The organism is Pseudoduganella umbonata (assembly GCF_014192225.1).
GTDB lineage: Bacteria > Pseudomonadota > Gammaproteobacteria > Burkholderiales > Burkholderiaceae_D > Rugamonas > Rugamonas umbonata.
This window is the reverse complement of sequence record NZ_JACHXS010000008.1, coordinates 168971-184970: the sequence shown is the minus strand read 5'-3', so window position 1 is coordinate 184970 and position 16000 is coordinate 168971. Positions and strand designations below refer to the sequence as shown.

Genomic DNA, 16000 nt, shown 5'->3' with positions numbered 1-16000 from the left:
CACCATGGCAACCGCTACCCAGTCCGCCGCGCCGGCCGGCACCCACGTGAACGGGGCCCCCATGCGGCCGTCGGCTCTGCAGCCCACGCATCTGCAGCCCAACGCTCGGCTGCTGTCGAATGGAAGGCTGACCACGCTGATCACCGAGTCCGGCAGCGGTTTCACGCGCGCGGGCGACATTGCGCTGACACGCTGGAACGGCGACCGCGTCGCCGATGCCGAAGGGTGGTTCTTCTACCTGCGCGACGCCGAGACGCACGATTTGTTCTCGATCGGCGCGCAGCCGTGCGCCGCCGGGCACGATCCCGACCTGCAGCGCGCCGCCGGCGCCGGCCTTGCCAGCATGTGGCTGGAAGTGTCGGCCCACGGCATCCTCGCCCACATGGAAGTGGTGGTCCACCCAGACAAGGACGTGGAACTGCGCAGCATCGTCGTCACGAACCTGTCGGGCCGCTCGCGGCTGATCGAGCTGACCGGCTACCTGGAGGTGGTGCTGGCCCGTCAGGCCGACGAAGCGGCGCATCCGGCGTTCTCCAAGCTGTTCGTGCAGACCGAGCACGATGCGGCCACCGGCGCATTGCTGGCGCACCGCCGCCCGCGCGGCGCCAATGAATCCGGGCTGTGGATGGTCAATGCCGCGCTGGGCGGCAGCGAGCCGCAGTTCGACACCGACCGGGCCAGCTTCCTGGGCCGTGGCCGGGGCGCCTGGCATCCGCAGGGTATCGACCGGGACACGCTGGCCGGCACCGCCGGCAACGTGCTCGATCCGGCAATGGCCTTGCGCCGCACGCTGGCGCTGGGCGTCGGCGAACAGGCCCGGCTGGTGTTCATGCTGGGCACCGCGCCCACCCGTGCCGACGCGCTGGCGCTTGCCGCCGCGCTGCCGGACATGAGCGTTCCCGCCATCCTAGGCGACGCGCAACTGCGCGAGACGGTACTGCTCGGGCAGGTCGGCCTGCCGGGCGCGCAGGCCGAGTACTACCACCAGATGGCGGCCGCCGTGCTGTACGGGCAGTCGTCGGTGCATGCCGGTGCGGCCGGAACGGCAGCCGGACCGGCAGCGCCGGATCCGGCCGATGCCGGACAGTACGGGCTGCCGGGCGGCCGGCTGGCCGTCGTGCACAGCGCCGGGCCGGACGACCTGATGCTGCAGGCGCTGCTGTCGGCGCGGCGCTTCTGGCAGGCCAAGGGCCTGAACCTGAACATGCTGGTGCTGGACGAGCATGGCAACGGCACCGCCGTCGAGCAGGGCCTGCTGGTGCGCCAGGCGGCCGATTTCGCGGCCGGCCACCTGGCGCAGTTCGAGCGCACCGCCCAGCTCGTGGTGCGCGGCAAGCTGCCCGCGCTGTCGCGGCCCGACGGCCACGCCGCCGTGCCGCCGCCGCGCCGCATTCCTGCGCCGGGAGCGGATTGGGCGCCGCCGGGGCAGCGCGAAGAACTGCAATGCTTCAACGGCTATGGCGGCTTCAACGCGGCCGGCGACGAATACGTGATCCGCATGGACTGGGACCGCCATGCGCACGGGCTGCACCGGCCGCCGCTGGCATGGACCAACGCCATCTCGAACGAGAACTTCGGCTGCCTGGTCAGCGAGAGCGGCGCGGGCTACACGTGGAGCCGCAACAGCCGCGTGCACCGGCTGACGCCATGGCACAACGACCCGATTGCCGATCCGCACGGCGAGGCGCTGTACCTGCGGGACGAGGACTCCGGCGAATTCTGGTCGCCGCTGCCAGGCCCTGTGCCGGCGGCCGCGGCGTACGAGGCGGCGCATGGTTTCGGCTACAGCCGCTTCGACCATGCCAGCCATGGCCTGCGGCAGCAGACCACGATCTTCGTGCCGCGCCACGACCCGGTGAAGATCGTGCGGCTGACGGTGACGAACGACGGCGCCCGGCCGCGCCGCGTGTCGCTGTATTCGTACCAGCACCTCGTGCTGGGCGGCACGCCGGCCGACAGCAGCCGCTACGTCGTCACCGAACCGGCTGCCGACGCGTCCACCCATGCCAGTGCCGATGCCACCGTGCAGGCGATCCTGGCCACGAACGCGCAGGCCGGCGTGTTTGCCGACGGCGTCACGTTCGCGGCGGTGGTGGCGCCCGGCGCGCAGGTCACGCATTTCACCGCCGACCGCGCCGCCTTCCTCGGCCGGCATGGTGCCACCCACCGTGCCGCCGCGCTGGCCGTGCCGGCGCTGGACCACGCCACCGGTGCCGGGCTCGATCCGTGCGCCGCGTTCCAGGCCGTGTACGACCTGGCGCCGGGCCAGACCGTCAGCTGCGTGTTCCTGCTGGGTGAAACGGCCGGTCGTGACGCCGCGCTGGAACTGCTCCGGCGCTACCGCGCGGAGGGCGCCGCGCAGGCCGCGCTCGAGCAGGTGACCGCCTTCTGGCGCGACACGCTGGGCGCGGTACGCATCGAGACGCCGGTGAAGGAGCTGGACCTGGTGATGAACGGCTGGCTCACTTACCAGAACCTGTCGTGCCGGATCTGGGGCCGCTCGGCCTTCTACCAGTCCGGCGGCGCCTTCGGCTTCCGCGACCAGCTGCAGGATTCGTCGGCGCTGGTCTACGCGCGGCCGGACCTGGCGCGCAGCCAGATCGTGCTGCATGCGGCGCACCAGTTCGAGGAAGGCGACGTGCTGCACTGGTGGCACCCGGCGCCGATGGAGCAGGGCTTGCGCACGCGCTTCTCCGACGACCTGTGCTGGCTGCCGTACATCGCCGCGTTCTACGTGAAGACCACCGGCGACCTGGGCGTGCTGGACGAGGTGGCGCCGTTCCTCACCGCGCGCCAGCTGGACGACGGGGAGGACGAGGAGTACCTGACGCCGGCGCAGTCCGGCACCAGCGCCGACGTCTACGAGCACTGCTGCCGCGCGCTGGACCGTTCGCTGACGAAGGGCGCGCACGGCCTGCCGCTGATGGGCACGGGCGACTGGAACGACGGCATGAACCGTGTCGGCCGCGAAGGGCGTGGCGAAAGCGTGTGGATGGGCTTTTTCCTGATGCGGATCCTGCGCGACTTCATCCCGTTCTGCGAAGGGCGGCGCGATACCTCGCGCGTGAAAATGTACACCGAGTACCTGAACCACCTGGCGCAGGCGCTGAACGACGGCGGCTGGGATGGCGAGTGGTACCGCCGCGCCTATTACGACGATGGCGCCGTGCTGGGCTCGAAGGACAGCGACGAATGCCGGATCGACGCGCTGGCGCAGGCCTGGGCGGTGATTTCCGGCGCGGCACCGCCGGAGCGCGCGCGGCAGGCGCTCGACGCGATGGAGGCGCAGCTGGTCGACGAAGACGACAAACTGATCCGGCTGCTCACGCCGCCGTTCGTCGACACGCCGCACGATCCCGGCTACATCAAGGGCTATGTCGCCGGCGTGCGCGAAAACGGCGGCCAGTACACCCATGCCGCCTGCTGGGCGGTGCGGGCGCTGGCCGAAGCGGGGCGCCGCGACCGCGCGGCACGGCTGCTGCGCATGCTGTCGCCCGTCAGCCATGCCCTCGATACGGCGGCGGCCGACATCTACAAGGTGGAGCCGTACGTGGTGGCGGCGGACATCTACGGCGCCGCGCCGCACGTGGGCCGCGGCGGCTGGACGTGGTACACGGGATCGTCCGGCTGGCTGTTCCGGGTGGGCCTGGAATCGGTACTGGGCTGCACGTTCGAGAACGGCGATACGCTGGTGGTCGCACCGCGCATCCCGGACGACTGGCCGGAATTCCACGTGCACTACAATCTGCCCGGTGGCGGCGCCTGCCGCGTCGCCGTGCGCAATCCGAACGGCAGCGCGGCAAAGGTGATCGGCGTCACGCTCGACGGCGTGGAAATGAACGTCGCCGATGGCACCGCGCGGATTCCGCTGATGCGCGATGGCGGGTCGCACGATGTCGAGATCTTGCTGGGCAGTGCATGAAACACGGGTATACATGCTGCATACACGGGAATACATACACGGGAATGCACGGGAAAAACATCGCAAGCGTGTAAACAAGGAGCGAAACACATGGCGGAGCTGAAGATTCGCGGCGTGCGCAAGCGGTTTGCGGACACCACCATCCTGCACGGGATCGACCTGGACATCGCCGACGGCGAATTCATCGTGTTCGTCGGGCCATCCGGCTGCGGCAAGTCGACGCTGCTGCGTACCATCTGCGGGCTCGAGGGGCCGGACGAGGGCACGATCGCGATCGGCGGCCGCGACATGACGAACGTGCCGCCGGCGCAGCGCGGCATCGCCATGGTGTTCCAGAGCTACGCGCTGTATCCGCACATGACCGTGTACGAGAACATGGCGTTCGCGCTGAAGCTGGCCGGCACGCCGCCGGCCACCATCCGCGACAAGGTGCTGGCTGCCGCCGCCAGCCTGCGCATCGAGGCGCTGCTGGAACGCAAGCCGAAGGAATTGTCCGGCGGGCAGCGCCAGCGCGTGGCGATCGGCCGCGCGATCGTCCGGCATCCGGAAGTATTCCTGTTCGACGAACCGCTGTCGAACCTGGACGCGGCGCTGCGTGTGCAGATGCGCATCGAGCTGAAGCACCTGCACCGCACGCTGAAGAGCACCATGGTCTATGTGACGCACGACCAGGTCGAGGCGATGACGCTGGCCGACCGGATCGTCGTGCTGCGCGGGGGGAAGGTCGAGCAGGTGGGCGCGCCGCTGGAGCTGTACAACCGGCCCGACAACGTGTTCGTCGCCGGCTTCATGGGCTCTCCGGCAATGAATTTCCTGCGCGGCGCGGCCGACGGCGACGGCGCCATCGCACTGGCGGCCGGCGGCAGCGTCGCCCCGCCGGCCGCTGCCGGACTGGCGGCGGGCGCACCCGTCACGCTGGGCCTGCGTTCCGAGCACGTGGTGCTGGCCGCCGGCGGCGACGGTGTTCCCGCCGTGGTGCAGAACGTCGAGCTGCTGGGCGACTTCAGCTACGTCTACCTGCAAACGGAAAGCTCCGGCGAAGCACTGGTCGCCCGCGCCGACAGCAACAGCACCTGGCACCCGGGCCAGCGCGCCACCCTCGGCGCCCCACCGCACTGCTGGCACCTGTTCGACAGCGACGGCAAGGCGCGCCGCTGACTTTGCTGCTGAGCCCGTGTCCCGGTGCCAGGCACGAGGACACGGGCTCAGCGGCGGGGCAGTGGCGAGCGGCCGGGCGGCAACCGGGCTAGAATGGCTGTTTTGGTGAAGAAAAGAAGCTAACGCATGGCATACAAAACTATTGCCGATACGATCGGCAACACGCCGCTGGTCCAGCTGGTACGCCTGCCGGGCGCCGAAGCGGCGGCGCGCAACAATATCATCCTGGGCAAGCTGGAAGGCGACAATCCGGCCGGCTCCGTGAAGGACCGCGCGGCGATGTCGATGCTGCGCCGGGCCGAAGAGCGCGGCGACATCAAGCCGGGCGATACGCTGATCGAAGCGACCAGCGGCAACACCGGCATCGCGCTGGCGATGGCGGCGGCGATCCGCGGCTACAAGATGCTGCTGCTGATGCCGGAAAACCTGTCGGAAGAGCGCCGCCAGAGCATGGCCGCGTACGGCGCGCAGATCGTGCTGACGCCGAAAACGGGCGGCATGGAATATGCCCGCGACCTGGCCGAGCAGATGCAGCGCGACGGCAAGGGCATCATCCTCGACCAGTTCGCCAATGGCGACAATCCGCGCGCCCACTATGAGTCGACCGGCCCGGAAATCTGGCGCGACACCGAAGGCAGGATCACGCACTTCGTGTCGGCGATGGGCACGACCGGTACCATCATGGGCGTGTCGCAATACCTGAAGGAGCAAAACCCGGACGTGCGCATCGTCGGCGCGCAGCCGGAAGACGGTTCGTCGATCCCCGGCATCCGCAAGTGGCCGGAAGCCTACCTGCCGAAGATCTTCGACAAGGCCAGGGTGGACCAGATCGAATCCGTGTCGCAGGCCGCGGCCGAGCGGATGGCGCGCCGGCTGGCCGCGGAAGAGGGCATCTTCTGCGGCATCTCGGCGGCCGGCGCGTGCGAAATCGCGCTGCGCGTCTCGCAAACGGTCGAGAACGCGACGATCGTGTTCATCGTCTGCGACCGGGGCGACCGCTATCTGTCGACCGGGGTGTTCCCCGCATAACAAAAAAGCCGGGGTAACCCGGCTTTTTTACAATCAGCTGTTGCTGTTGTTGTTGTTGCTTGCTGCTGGCGTTTCGCCTTCCTTCGGCTTGAACTGCTTGTCGCTGATGCGGAACTTGTTGCGGCGATCGCCCATCAGATAGCGCAGGTCGCGGATCGACAGGTCGCTCACCTCGTGCATGCGGATCAGCAGCGATGCGCCAACCGGCAGGCGGTGGTGACGGATCTTGCTGATGACCGGCGGTGCCACCTCGAGTGCGCGGGACAGCGCAGCGTCGTTTTTCAAACGCAGGTTTTCAATCAGCGTATCCAGCAGACGGTTCGGGTTGTACTGCAGCAGATCATCGCCGTCCGAATCGTTGTTCATATCAATGCCGACTTGGTTTGTCATGATGCGTCTGTTCCTTCTGTAAGTTTGTTCTGCAAAGTGAATCGCTCGGAGCTCATGCTGCGCGTTGGAAGTTTCTCTTCACCGAGGAACGATCGACACACGATTCCGGGATAACAAGTTTCATAATATATACACAATTGTACAACATCATGCAATCTCATACTCATGAGCAATAAAAAAATATTACTCAATGATGACGCCGTTGTCGTATCGCAACAATTGGAGAGAATTCTACCGTAGTTTGTGTGGTAGATAAAAGCGTCAAGCAAGCACGGCTTTGTCAATCGTACAATTTTAAGTGTAATATAAAACTTATCACCAGTGCTGCATTGGAAGCAACTGTATTGGCAGCAATGTGATACGTTACATTCCAGCAACGCCCGACTCAAGTTGCCTTACGTATATTTACATCAAAAATCTTTACACAAGGCATCTTTTTACCGTGCTTCCACGCCTTACGGCGCGCTGGTAGCGACCGGCTGGCGGGCCAGGCGGAGAGCGCGGCCCAGTTCCACGACCGACATCGCATAGAAATAGCTGCGGTTGTACTGCGTGATCGTGTAGAAGTTATTGCTGGCTACCCAGTATTCAGTCGGCTCCGAGCCGTTCTGCAAGTCCACCAAGCCATAGAGCATGCCCGGCGGTAATGACGAAGTGGGGACGACGCCTGCCGCCGTCAAGTCTTCCGGCCGGAATTTTGCCTCCAGGCTGCCATCGGCAAAGCGTTCCCATTCGCGCGCCGGCGACACGGTCGCGGGGAAGACGATGGGGCCGGGCTGGTCGCGCTGCCAGCCATGGCCGACGAGGAACGACGCCACGCTGCCGATCGCATCCGCCGGGGAATTGCGCAGGTCGACGTGGCCGTCGCCGTCGAAGTCGACCGCATATTTCAGGATATTGCTGGGCATGAACTGCGGCAGGCCGACGGCCCCTGCGAACGAGCCCTGCAGTGACAGCGGATCGATGCCCGTCTGGCGGGCATACAGCAGCGTGGCTTCCAGTTCGCCGCGGAAGAACGCCATCCGTGCATCGCGGTTCGGCGCCACCGGGTAGGCGAAGGCCAGCGTGGTCAGCGTGTCCACGACGCGGAAGCGCCCCGTGTCGCGGCCATAGATCGTTTCCACGCCGATCACGCCGGCCAGGATCTCGGCCGGCACGCCGTACAGCGCTTCGGCGCGCGCCAGCGTATCGGCGTGTTCGTTCCAGAAACGCACCCCGGCGGCGATGCGGATCGGCTCGATGAAACGGCTGCTGTACACGGCCCAGTTCTTCGGCTTGCCCGGCGGCGCCGGCTTCACCAGCTGGACCACCGAGTCGAGGTAGCGCACATTGCCCATCAGGCCATCCAGTTCGGTGCGCGTGAAGCCATGCCTTGCCACCATGTCGTCCAGGAAGGCCTGCACTTCCTTCCACTGGCCGAAATTGACGAACTCGCCCGTGTAGTAGTCGCTGACCGGGGCCGCGGCGGCCGCCTTCTTCGCGGGTTTCTTTTTCGCTTTCTTCGCCGGCTTGGCCTTTTTTGCCTTGCTGGTTCTGGCGGATTCCGCCGGGGCCGCCAGCAGTTCGGCCGGCAGCAGGGAGGTGGCGGCAACGGTTGCCGCGAGAAGCAGGGTGACCAGAGTCTTGGATTTCATCGTGACAGGCTCAGCAGTTTAGCCAGGCGGCGGACCGACCGGTGTCGTTCATCGTCATCCAGCGCGCGGTAGCGCAGCGCTGCATACAGTTCCAGGAATTCGGCCATGGCGGCCTTTTTTTCGTCCGGCAAAGCCAGCGCCGCTACCCGCCGCGCCAGGCTGTGCGGCCCCTCGTCGGCGGTGCGCGCGATGCCGTGGCGCGCCAGCAGCATGCCGAACCGTTCCCACGCAGTCTGCACGGGATCGCGCCGCCGCCGCGCACGAAGCAGGCGCCACAGCCAGCCCAGCGCCAGCAGCGCCGGTAGCGCGGCCAGCGCGCGCCAGTCGCCGGCCAGCTCGGATAGTTCCGTAAGGAAATTTCGCTGCCGTTCCGGATTGTAATCCAGCACCCATTGATTCCAGGCATTATTTGCCGCATTGACCTGGAAACGGAGGCGCGCAAGCCACGAATCCTTGTCGTTCCGGAAAGCCGCGATGCCGAACGGGGCTTCGCGCGGCAGTGCGCCGCCGATGCCGAGCCGCACCCGGTCCGGCGCGACCGCGGCGGTAGGGTCGACGCGGATCCAGCCCTGGCCGGCCATCCACACCTCGGCCCACGCGTGCGCGTCGGACTGGCGCACCGTCATGTAGCCATCGACCGGGTTCAGTTCGCCACCCTGGTAGCCGGTGACCACGCGCGCCGGAATGCCGGCGGCCCGCATCAGGAAGACAAAGGCACCGCTGTAGTGTTCGCAAAAGCCCTGGCGCGTGACGAACAGGAATTCATCGATCGAATCGCGCCCGAGCAGCGGTGGCTGCAGCGTGTAGACGAACTGCTGCTCGCGCAGCAACAGCAGCACATGCGCGACGACGTGCGCATCTTCCTTGCCGGACATCTCGCGCAACCGACGCGCCAGTGCGCGCGCTTTCGGATTGAAGCCGGCGGGCAATTGCAGCCATTTGCCCGTCAGCGCGGGATCGAGCGACGGCTGCACGGCATAGTCGGCGTAGGCCGCCGCGCGGTAGCGCACGCGCCGGTCCAGCGGCCGCACCGTGAAACTCTCCAGTTCGTCGGAAACGCCGACCCGTTCGCCCGGCACCTCCAGCGCCGGCGGCGTCAGTTCCAGCGTGAACAGCCAGCGCTGCTGGCTCGGTTCCAGCGTGACTTCGTAGGGCGCCGGCTTGCCGTCCACCCGCAGCGTCATCGCATCGCCGTCGCGGCGGTACAGGCGCCCGCCGATGCGGGTCCACGTGCGCCCGTCGTAGTGGCTGAGCACGACGCCGCGCCAGTACAGCCGGCTCTGCGCCGGCGCTGCGCCGTCGAAGCGCGCGCGGAACGCCACGTCTTCGGACAGGGCCAGGTTCGTCATCGTGCCGGGCGCCATCGTGTCGGACAGGCCGCTGCGCGGACCCTGGGCATCCCCCGGCCGGCCCCACAGCGGGCCTTCGAAGCGGGGGAACAGCACGAACAGCACTGCCGCCAGCGGCACCGCCAGCGCGAACATCTTGCCGGCCAGGCGCAGCCGCCGGCCCAGCGACGGCACGGCGCCGGTGTACTGGAACGTAACCTGCACCGTCAGCAGCGCGACCAGCGTGGCGGCCATCGCCAGCCCCGTCAGCATGCTCTGCGAGTAGAAGAAGTTCGTCAGCATCAGGAAGAAGCCGAGGAACAGCACCACGTACAGGTCGCGCTTGGCGTGCATTTCCAGCAATTTGAAGGCGAACAGCAGCGCCAGCATGGCCACGCCGGGATCGCGGCCCAGCAGCGCGCCATAGGACTGGAACACGCCGCCCATCGCGATCAGGGCGATCGGCAGCAGCAGCCAGGCGGGCGGCTGCCGGCGGCCGCGCAGCGTGAGCAGCACCCGCCACAGCAGCGTGACGCAGACGGTGCCGGCGATCCACGGCGGCAGGTGCGCGAAGTGCGGTGCGACGACCAGCAGTGCCGCCGCCACCAGCAGCAGCGTATCCTGCTTGTCGCGCGTGAGCGGCCCGGCGGAGAGGGCCTCCAACGGCTTCACGGTGCCGCCTCGCGGCCGTACAGCGCCAGCGCCTGCAGGCATGCGGCGCGGTGCGCGTCGCCCAGGCCCGCCGCGTACCGGAGGCTGCCGAGCCGGAACGAGTAGGGCAGCGCGCGCTGTTCGGCGTCCAGCACCCAGCGCGTCATGCGCGCCAGGCGCAGTTCCACGCCCAGGTGCGCCGGCAGCCGCTCGAAGTCGAGCGCCAGTTCGGCCACCGCGCCGCCTTCGAAATGCTTGGTGACGAGGTGGCCGCCGTCTTCCGGCACCAGGCGGGCGATCTGCCGCCATGCCAGCTGCCGCATCGGGTCGCCCGGCTGGTAGCTGCGGATGCCGGCGAAATTATCCAGACCCACTTCGCCGTGCCCCTCCTCGCTGGCGGCGCCGCGCACCGGCAATGGCTGCGCCGGCGATTCGGGATGCGGGTAGACCAGCACACGCAGGTCGGGCTGCCACCAGCTCCAGGCGCGGAACAGGCCAAGCGGAAAACGGGTTTCGAGGTGGATGCGCGGCGCGCGCAGCCAGCCCCGTTCGGGGGCGGGAATGGCCAGCGCCACGGCGGCGCTGCCGCGCGCCGGCACGTCGGCCGCATGCTCGGCGGCGCCGGCCGTGCCGAAGCGCACGCGGATCGCGTAGCGCTCGGCGTTGCCGGCGTTATGCAGGTGGATGTCGAACCGCGCGGCATCGCCGGCGAACACGGGGGCGGCGCGGCCGCCGGCCAGGCGCAGGCCGGCCAGGTTCTTCACGGTGAGCACCATGTCGGCCATGGCGCACGACGCGGCCAGGAACGTCAGCGCGAAGCCCAGGCCCAGCGCATAGTTGGTGGCGCCGATCAGCATCAGCACCAGCAGCACGACGAATGCCAGCCCGGCGCGGGCCGGCAGGATGTACACGCGGCGCAGCGTCAGCACCACTTCGCCGTCGCGCGCCTTGCGGCGATCGGAGCGGAAGACGCGGCGCCAGAACGCTTCGAGCATCGCTAGACCGGCACCGACTTCTGCAGCTGCAGCACCAGTTCGCGGCTGGCCAGCGCCACGCCCTGGCTCGATTTCACGGGCCGCAGGCGGTGTGCGCACACGGGCACCAGCACGGCCTGCACGTCTTCCGGCACCACGTGGTCGCGCCCTTCCAGCGCGGCCCACGCGCGCGCCGCCTGCAGCAGCGCCAGGGCAGCCCGCGGACTCAGGCCTTCGGCAAACGAGCCGTTGCCGCGCGAGGCCAGCACCAGGGCATGCACATAATCGATCAGCGCGGCCGACGCGTGGATGGCACGCAGGCCGCGCTGCGCGGCCGCCAGTTCGGCCGGCGCCATCGCCGGCGCCAGCGACTTCAGCATGCTGCGGCGGTCTTCGCCCATCAGCAGCGCGCGCTCGGCGGCCGGATCGGGGTAGCCCAGCGAGATGCACATCAGGAAGCGGTCCAGCTGCGATTCGGGCAGCGGGAACGTGCCGATCTGGTGGGTGGGGTTTTGCGTGGCGATCACGAAGAACGGCTCGGGCAGTGCGCGGGTCACGCCGTCGGCCGTGACCTGGCGCTCCTCCATCGCTTCGAGCAGGCCGGACTGGGTCTTCGGCGTGGCGCGGTTGATCTCGTCCGCCAGCAGCACCTGCGTGAAGATCGGCCCCGGGTGGAACGCAAAGCCGTTCTTTTCGCGCTCGTAGACGGAAATCCCGGCCACGTCGGCCGGCAGCAGGTCGCTGGTGAACTGCACGCGGTTGAACTGCAGGCCGAGCGACAGCGCCAGCGCGTGCGACAGCGTGGTCTTGCCGACACCCGGCACGTCTTCCAGCAGCAGGTGGCCGCCGGCCAGCAGGCAGGCCAGCGACTGGCGGATCTGCACGTCTTTGCCGACGATGAGGCTGCCTACCTGGCGCGCTACGGCGTGCAATTTCGTATACATGGTCTGGTATAGTTGGCCCTGATGCGGGTCATTCTACCCTGCATCGAAAACGGCGTAATCACATATTGCGCTGAAGAATGATGCATTAAAGAATGATGTAGTATAAAAACCTGTGACCACAGCCATCTACAGCCATCCCGACTGCCTGCGTCATGAAATGGGCGAATGGCATCCCGAGTGCCCCGCACGGTTGCAAGCCATCGCGGACCAGCTGATCAACGCCCACATCGACGACCTGCTCGACCACCGCGAAGCACCGATGGCGGACCTGGACGCGATTGCGCGCAACCACACGCCGAACGCGATCGCCATCGCGCAGAGCCAGCCCCACGAAGGGGACGATTATTATCCGATCGACGGCGACACGTCGCTGAACCGCCACAGCTACACGGCCGCGCTGCGCGCCGCGGGCGCGGCGGTGGCGGCCACCGATGCCGTCATCGACGGCGCCATCGACAACGCGTTCTGTGCGGTACGCCCGCCCGGCCACCATGCGCGGCCGTCGGTGCCGATGGGCTTTTGCGTGTTCAACAACGTGGCGGTCGCCGCGCGCCACGCGCTCGACGCGCGCGGGTTGCAGCGCGTGGCGATCGTCGATTTCGATGTCCACCATGGCAACGGTACCGAAGAAGCGTTCCGCGACGACCCGCGCGTGCTGATGGCCAGCTTCTTCCAGCACCCGCTGTATCCGTACACCGACCCGCTGCCGGTCACGCCGAACCGGGTCAACGTGCCGGTGCCGGCCGGCACCAAGGGCGACGTGGTGCGCCAGCTGGTGCAGGACCAGTGGCTGCCGGCGTTGCACGCGTTCAGGCCGCAGATGATCTTCATCTCCGCCGGCTTCGACGCGCACCGCGAGGACGACCTGGCCGGCATGGGCCTGGTCGAAGCGGATTACGCGTGGATGACGCAGCAGGTGATGGACATCGCCAGGCGCTACGCGCAGGGCCGCATCGTCAGCTGCCTGGAGGGCGGCTACAACCTGTCGGCGCTGGGGCGCAGCGTTGTCGCGCACGTGAAGGCGCTGGCCGAGATCTGAACGGGCAGGGGAGCACGCCGCAGCGGCGGTTCATGCGCTCAGCGCGCGTACTCGAAGCGCACCAGCGTGTCGTCGCTCCACGAGCGGTCGGCCAGCGGCGGATTGAATACGCGGCGGTAATGGCGGCTGACGGGGATAGCTTCGCGGCGCGCGCCGTCCTGCAGCCACGCCGCGCGCAGCGGCGCCGGCGCATCGAAGCCCATGTGCATCGTCATCGCGCGGCATGGCCCGCCATTGGCCGACAGCGCGCCGCGCGCCTGGGGTGCCAGGTCTTCCTGTTCGATCGCCCACTGCACCGCGCATTGCACGCGCAGGTCGCCGAGGCGCCGCGCATCGGCCGGCACGCCGGGGCTGCGCACTTCCGGGCGCCAGCGGAACGAATTCTTCTTCTTGTTCAGCACCAGCGCCGCCTTGTCGTCCAGCGCCGCGGTGTCGCGCGGCAGCGTGAAGCCGCCGTCGGCGTCGAGCCGGACCGGCAGCGTGACGGCTTCGCCGACGATCTTCAGCTCCAGGCCTTCCAGGCTGTCCTCGCGGGTGGCCGGGCGCAGCAGGAAGCGCAGCGTGCCGCGCGGCGCGTGCGCGCGGCTGGCGTCGAACGCATCGAGGCCCTTGGCCATCGTGGCGTAGGCTTTCAGTTCCGGGTCGCGCACGTTGCTGACTTCGACGACGGGTTGCGCCGATGCGGAAATGGCAACGAACGCCAGGCAGGCAGGGAAGAAGGGCGGGAATTTCATGGCACGCACAACGGTGGGGCAAAACGCCGATGGTAACAGCAGCGGCAGTGCCGGTAAAATAGCGGATTGTTTCAGACAGACAGAAGGTAACAGCATGGCCATTCAATGGTTCCCGGGGCACATGAACGCCGCCAAGAAAAAGGCGGCCGAACAGATGGCGGACGTCGACGTCGTCATCGAAGTCGTCGATGCGCGCCTGCCGCAGGCCAGCACCAATCCGCTGGTCGAGGAACTGCGCAAGTTCCGCTCCAAGCCGTGCCTGAAGGTGCTGAACAAGATCGACCTGGCCGATCCGGACGCGACCAACGCGTGGATCCGCCACTTCGAGCAGGACAGCTCGGTGACCGCGTACGCGATGACGACCAAGAAGCCGTCCGACGTGGCCAAGGTGATCGACAAGGCGCGCGCGCTGGCGCCGCACCGGGGCGTGCCGACCAAGCCGCTGCGGATGATGATCATGGGGATCCCGAACGTCGGCAAATCCACGCTGATGAACGCGCTGCTGAAACGCCGCGTGGCGAAAGTGGGCGACGAGCCGGCCGTGACGAAGACCCAGCAGAAGATCTACCTGGACATGAACACGGCCATCATCGATACCCCCGGCCTGCTGTGGCCGAAGATCGAAATGCCGAGCGACGGCCTGGCGCTGGCCGCCAGCCACGCGATCGGCGCCAATGCGCTGATCGAGGAAGAAGTGGCCGAATGGCTGGCCGCCGAGCTGCTCAAGCGCTATCCGCAGCTGCTGGCAGCCCGCTACGGCTACAAGACGGAAGGCATGGACGGCATCGCCGTCGTCGAGGGCATCGCGCAGAAACGCGGCTACCGCGTCCGCGGCGGCGACTGGGACTACGAAAAGGCGTCGCACATGCTGCTGCAGGACTACCGCAGCGGCGCACTGGGCCGCATTTCGCTGGAAACGCCGGAGAGCCGCGCCGCCGCGCTGGCCGTGTTCGCCGAGCAGGAACGCGTGAAGGCCGAAGCCGCCGCCGCGAAGGCCGCCGAGAAGGAAGCCGAGCGGATGCGGGGCAAGCGGGGCACCTAGGAAGGGCCGGGACAACCGGTGTCAGACACCTTTTCCGGGTGAGTCTTCCGGAAAAGGTGTCTGACACCAAACGTCGGGTTTCCAGCTGAGCCCGTGTCCTCGTGCCTGGCACCGGGACACGAGCTCAGCCGTCCAATCCTCAGCCGAGCCCGTGTCACCGTGCCTGGCACCGGGACACGGGCTCGGCCGTCCATTCCTCAGCTGAGCCCGTGTCACCGTGCCTGGCACCGGGACACGAGCTCAGCCGTCCAATCCTCAGCCGAGCCCGTGTCACCGTGCCTGGCACCGGGACACGAGCTCAGCCGTCCAATCCTCAGCCGAGCCCGTGTCACCGTGCCTGGCACCGGGACACGAGCTCAGCCGAACCTGAAACTGCTGACGGCGAGCGCTCCCATGAATGCGTCCTCGTGGTAGACCATGCTGGCGGCATCGTCCTCTGCGGCGCCCAGCGCCACCATCAGCGGCAGCAGGTGTTCTTCGCGCGGATGGGCGGCGCGGGCGGCGGGAGCGCGTTCCCAGTTCATCAGCGCGATGCCCCGTTCCTTCGGCGGCAGCGCCATCGCCTGCCGCAGCCAGACGTCGAACTGCTGCGAGGCGGCGGCACCGGCGCCGTTGAAGGCGCGCAGGTTGTGGTAACTGAGCCCGCTGCCGACGATCAGCACCCCTTCGTCCCGTAGCGGACGCAGCGCGCGGCCCGCTTCCAGGTGCGCCAGCGGATCGAGCCCGCGCTGCAGGGACAGTTGCACGATCGGCACGTCCGCTTCGGGAAATACCGGGTACATGGCCGAAAACGTGCCGTGGTCGAAACCGCGTTCCGCATCCTGGCCGGCGCCGATGCCGGCGGCCTCCAGCAGCGCCTGCGCGCGGGCCGCCAGTTCCGGCGAGCCGGGTGCCGGGTAGCGGATCTGGTACGTGTGCGGCGGGAAGCCGCCGTAATCGTAGATCATGCCCGGCTGCGTGTCGGAAGACAGCTGGAACGACGGTGTCTCCCAGTGCGCCGTCACGGCCAGCACGGCTTTCGGTTTGCCGCCGATCTGCCGGGGGATGTCGCGCAGCGAAGCGTCGAGCACGTCGTACGCGCCGCCGAATTCGGTTTTCATCCACGGCCACGGGCCGCCGCCGTGCGACAGGAAATAAGTGGGCAACATGCCTGGC

General features: G+C 67.9%; 12 protein-coding genes. 5 read left to right on the top strand and 7 right to left on the bottom strand.

Going from position 1 to position 16000, the window contains the following annotated elements; translation table 11 throughout:
* Positions 1–4: 4 nt before the first annotated feature.
* From FHS02_RS20405 to cysM, 3 genes are all read left to right on the top strand, one after another.
* The gene (locus FHS02_RS20405) at positions 5–3922 is read left to right on the top strand and encodes a GH36-type glycosyl hydrolase domain-containing protein (RefSeq protein WP_137316585.1); all 3918 of its coding nucleotides are present in this window, start codon (positions 5–7) and stop codon (positions 3920–3922) included.
* Between the two features lie 90 nt (positions 3923–4012).
* Entirely contained in the window at positions 4013–5080 is a 1068-nt protein-coding gene (locus FHS02_RS20400; RefSeq protein WP_137316586.1) for an ABC transporter ATP-binding protein, read from the top strand.
* A 126-nt stretch (positions 5081–5206) separates the two neighbouring features.
* Entirely contained in the window at positions 5207–6109 is a 903-nt protein-coding gene (gene cysM, locus FHS02_RS20395; protein ID WP_137316587.1) for a cysteine synthase CysM, read from the top strand.
* 33 nt (positions 6110–6142) lie between these two features.
* On the opposite strand, the gene FHS02_RS20390 is transcribed toward cysM, so the two are convergent.
* From FHS02_RS20390 to FHS02_RS20370, 5 genes are all read right to left on the bottom strand, one after another.
* Positions 6143–6499, bottom strand: a complete 357-nt coding sequence (locus FHS02_RS20390; RefSeq protein ID WP_137316588.1) for a hypothetical protein — start codon at positions 6497–6499, stop codon at positions 6143–6145.
* A 455-nt stretch (positions 6500–6954) separates the two neighbouring features.
* On the bottom strand, positions 6955–8133 hold the full coding sequence (gene mltB / locus FHS02_RS20385; protein ID WP_137316589.1) for a lytic murein transglycosylase B: 1179 nt from the start codon (positions 8131–8133) through the stop codon (positions 6955–6957).
* Positions 8130–10133, bottom strand: a complete 2004-nt coding sequence (locus tag FHS02_RS20380) for a transglutaminase TgpA family protein (RefSeq protein ID WP_229422390.1) — start codon at positions 10131–10133, stop codon at positions 8130–8132. Before FHS02_RS20380 ends, mltB begins: the two co-directional genes overlap by 4 nt.
* Positions 10130–11107 (bottom strand): DUF58 domain-containing protein, encoded by a 978-nt coding sequence (locus FHS02_RS20375; protein WP_137316591.1) that lies wholly within the window; start codon positions 11105–11107, stop codon positions 10130–10132. Before FHS02_RS20375 ends, FHS02_RS20380 begins: the two co-directional genes overlap by 4 nt.
* A 2-nt stretch (positions 11108–11109) precedes the next feature.
* The gene (locus FHS02_RS20370; protein WP_137316592.1) at positions 11110–12030 is read right to left on the bottom strand and encodes an AAA family ATPase; all 921 of its coding nucleotides are present in this window, start codon (positions 12028–12030) and stop codon (positions 11110–11112) included.
* A 112-nt stretch (positions 12031–12142) separates the two neighbouring features.
* On the opposite strand from FHS02_RS20370, the gene FHS02_RS20365 reads away from it, so the two are divergent.
* On the top strand, positions 12143–13069 hold the full coding sequence (locus FHS02_RS20365; RefSeq protein ID WP_137316593.1) for a histone deacetylase family protein: 927 nt from the start codon (positions 12143–12145) through the stop codon (positions 13067–13069).
* A 38-nt stretch (positions 13070–13107) separates the two neighbouring features.
* Here the strand turns inward: FHS02_RS20365 and FHS02_RS20360 are convergent, their stop codons facing one another.
* The gene (locus FHS02_RS20360; RefSeq protein ID WP_137316594.1) at positions 13108–13803 is read right to left on the bottom strand and encodes a hypothetical protein; all 696 of its coding nucleotides are present in this window, start codon (positions 13801–13803) and stop codon (positions 13108–13110) included.
* Between the two features lie 94 nt (positions 13804–13897).
* On the opposite strand from FHS02_RS20360, the gene ylqF reads away from it, so the two are divergent.
* Entirely contained in the window at positions 13898–14845 is a 948-nt protein-coding gene (gene ylqF, locus FHS02_RS20355) for a ribosome biogenesis GTPase YlqF (RefSeq protein WP_137316595.1), read from the top strand.
* 356 nt (positions 14846–15201) lie between these two features.
* On the opposite strand, the gene FHS02_RS20350 is transcribed toward ylqF, so the two are convergent.
* Positions 15202–15993 carry a DODA-type extradiol aromatic ring-opening family dioxygenase gene (locus tag FHS02_RS20350; RefSeq protein WP_229422391.1) on the bottom strand — a complete coding sequence of 264 codons (792 nt, stop codon included), beginning with the start codon at positions 15991–15993 and terminating at the stop codon, positions 15202–15204.
* Between the last annotated feature and the right edge of the window lie 7 nt (positions 15994–16000).

Excerpts from the sequence above, each read along its gene's own strand:
- mltB (WP_137316589.1), bottom strand. The coding sequence starts at position 8,133 with ATGAAATCCAAGACTCTGGTCACCCTGCTTCTCGCGGCAACCGTTGCC.
- FHS02_RS20375 (WP_137316591.1), bottom strand. The coding sequence starts at position 11,107 with ATGCTCGAAGCGTTCTGGCGCCGCGTCTTCCGCTCCGATCGCCGCAAG.
- FHS02_RS20360 (WP_137316594.1), bottom strand. The coding sequence starts at position 13,803 with ATGAAATTCCCGCCCTTCTTCCCTGCCTGCCTGGCGTTCGTTGCCATT.
- FHS02_RS20370 (WP_137316592.1), bottom strand. The coding sequence starts at position 12,030 with ATGTATACGAAATTGCACGCCGTAGCGCGCCAGGTAGGCAGCCTCATC.
- FHS02_RS20350 (WP_229422391.1), bottom strand. The coding sequence starts at position 15,993 with ATGTTGCCCACTTATTTCCTGTCGCACGGCGGCGGCCCGTGGCCGTGG.
- FHS02_RS20390 (WP_137316588.1), bottom strand. The coding sequence starts at position 6,499 with ATGACAAACCAAGTCGGCATTGATATGAACAACGATTCGGACGGCGAT.
- FHS02_RS20405 (WP_137316585.1), top strand. The coding sequence starts at position 5 with ATGGCAACCGCTACCCAGTCCGCCGCGCCGGCCGGCACCCACGTGAAC.
- cysM (WP_137316587.1), top strand. The coding sequence starts at position 5,207 with ATGGCATACAAAACTATTGCCGATACGATCGGCAACACGCCGCTGGTC.
- ylqF (WP_137316595.1), top strand. The coding sequence starts at position 13,898 with ATGGCCATTCAATGGTTCCCGGGGCACATGAACGCCGCCAAGAAAAAG.
- FHS02_RS20400 (WP_137316586.1), top strand. The coding sequence starts at position 4,013 with ATGGCGGAGCTGAAGATTCGCGGCGTGCGCAAGCGGTTTGCGGACACC.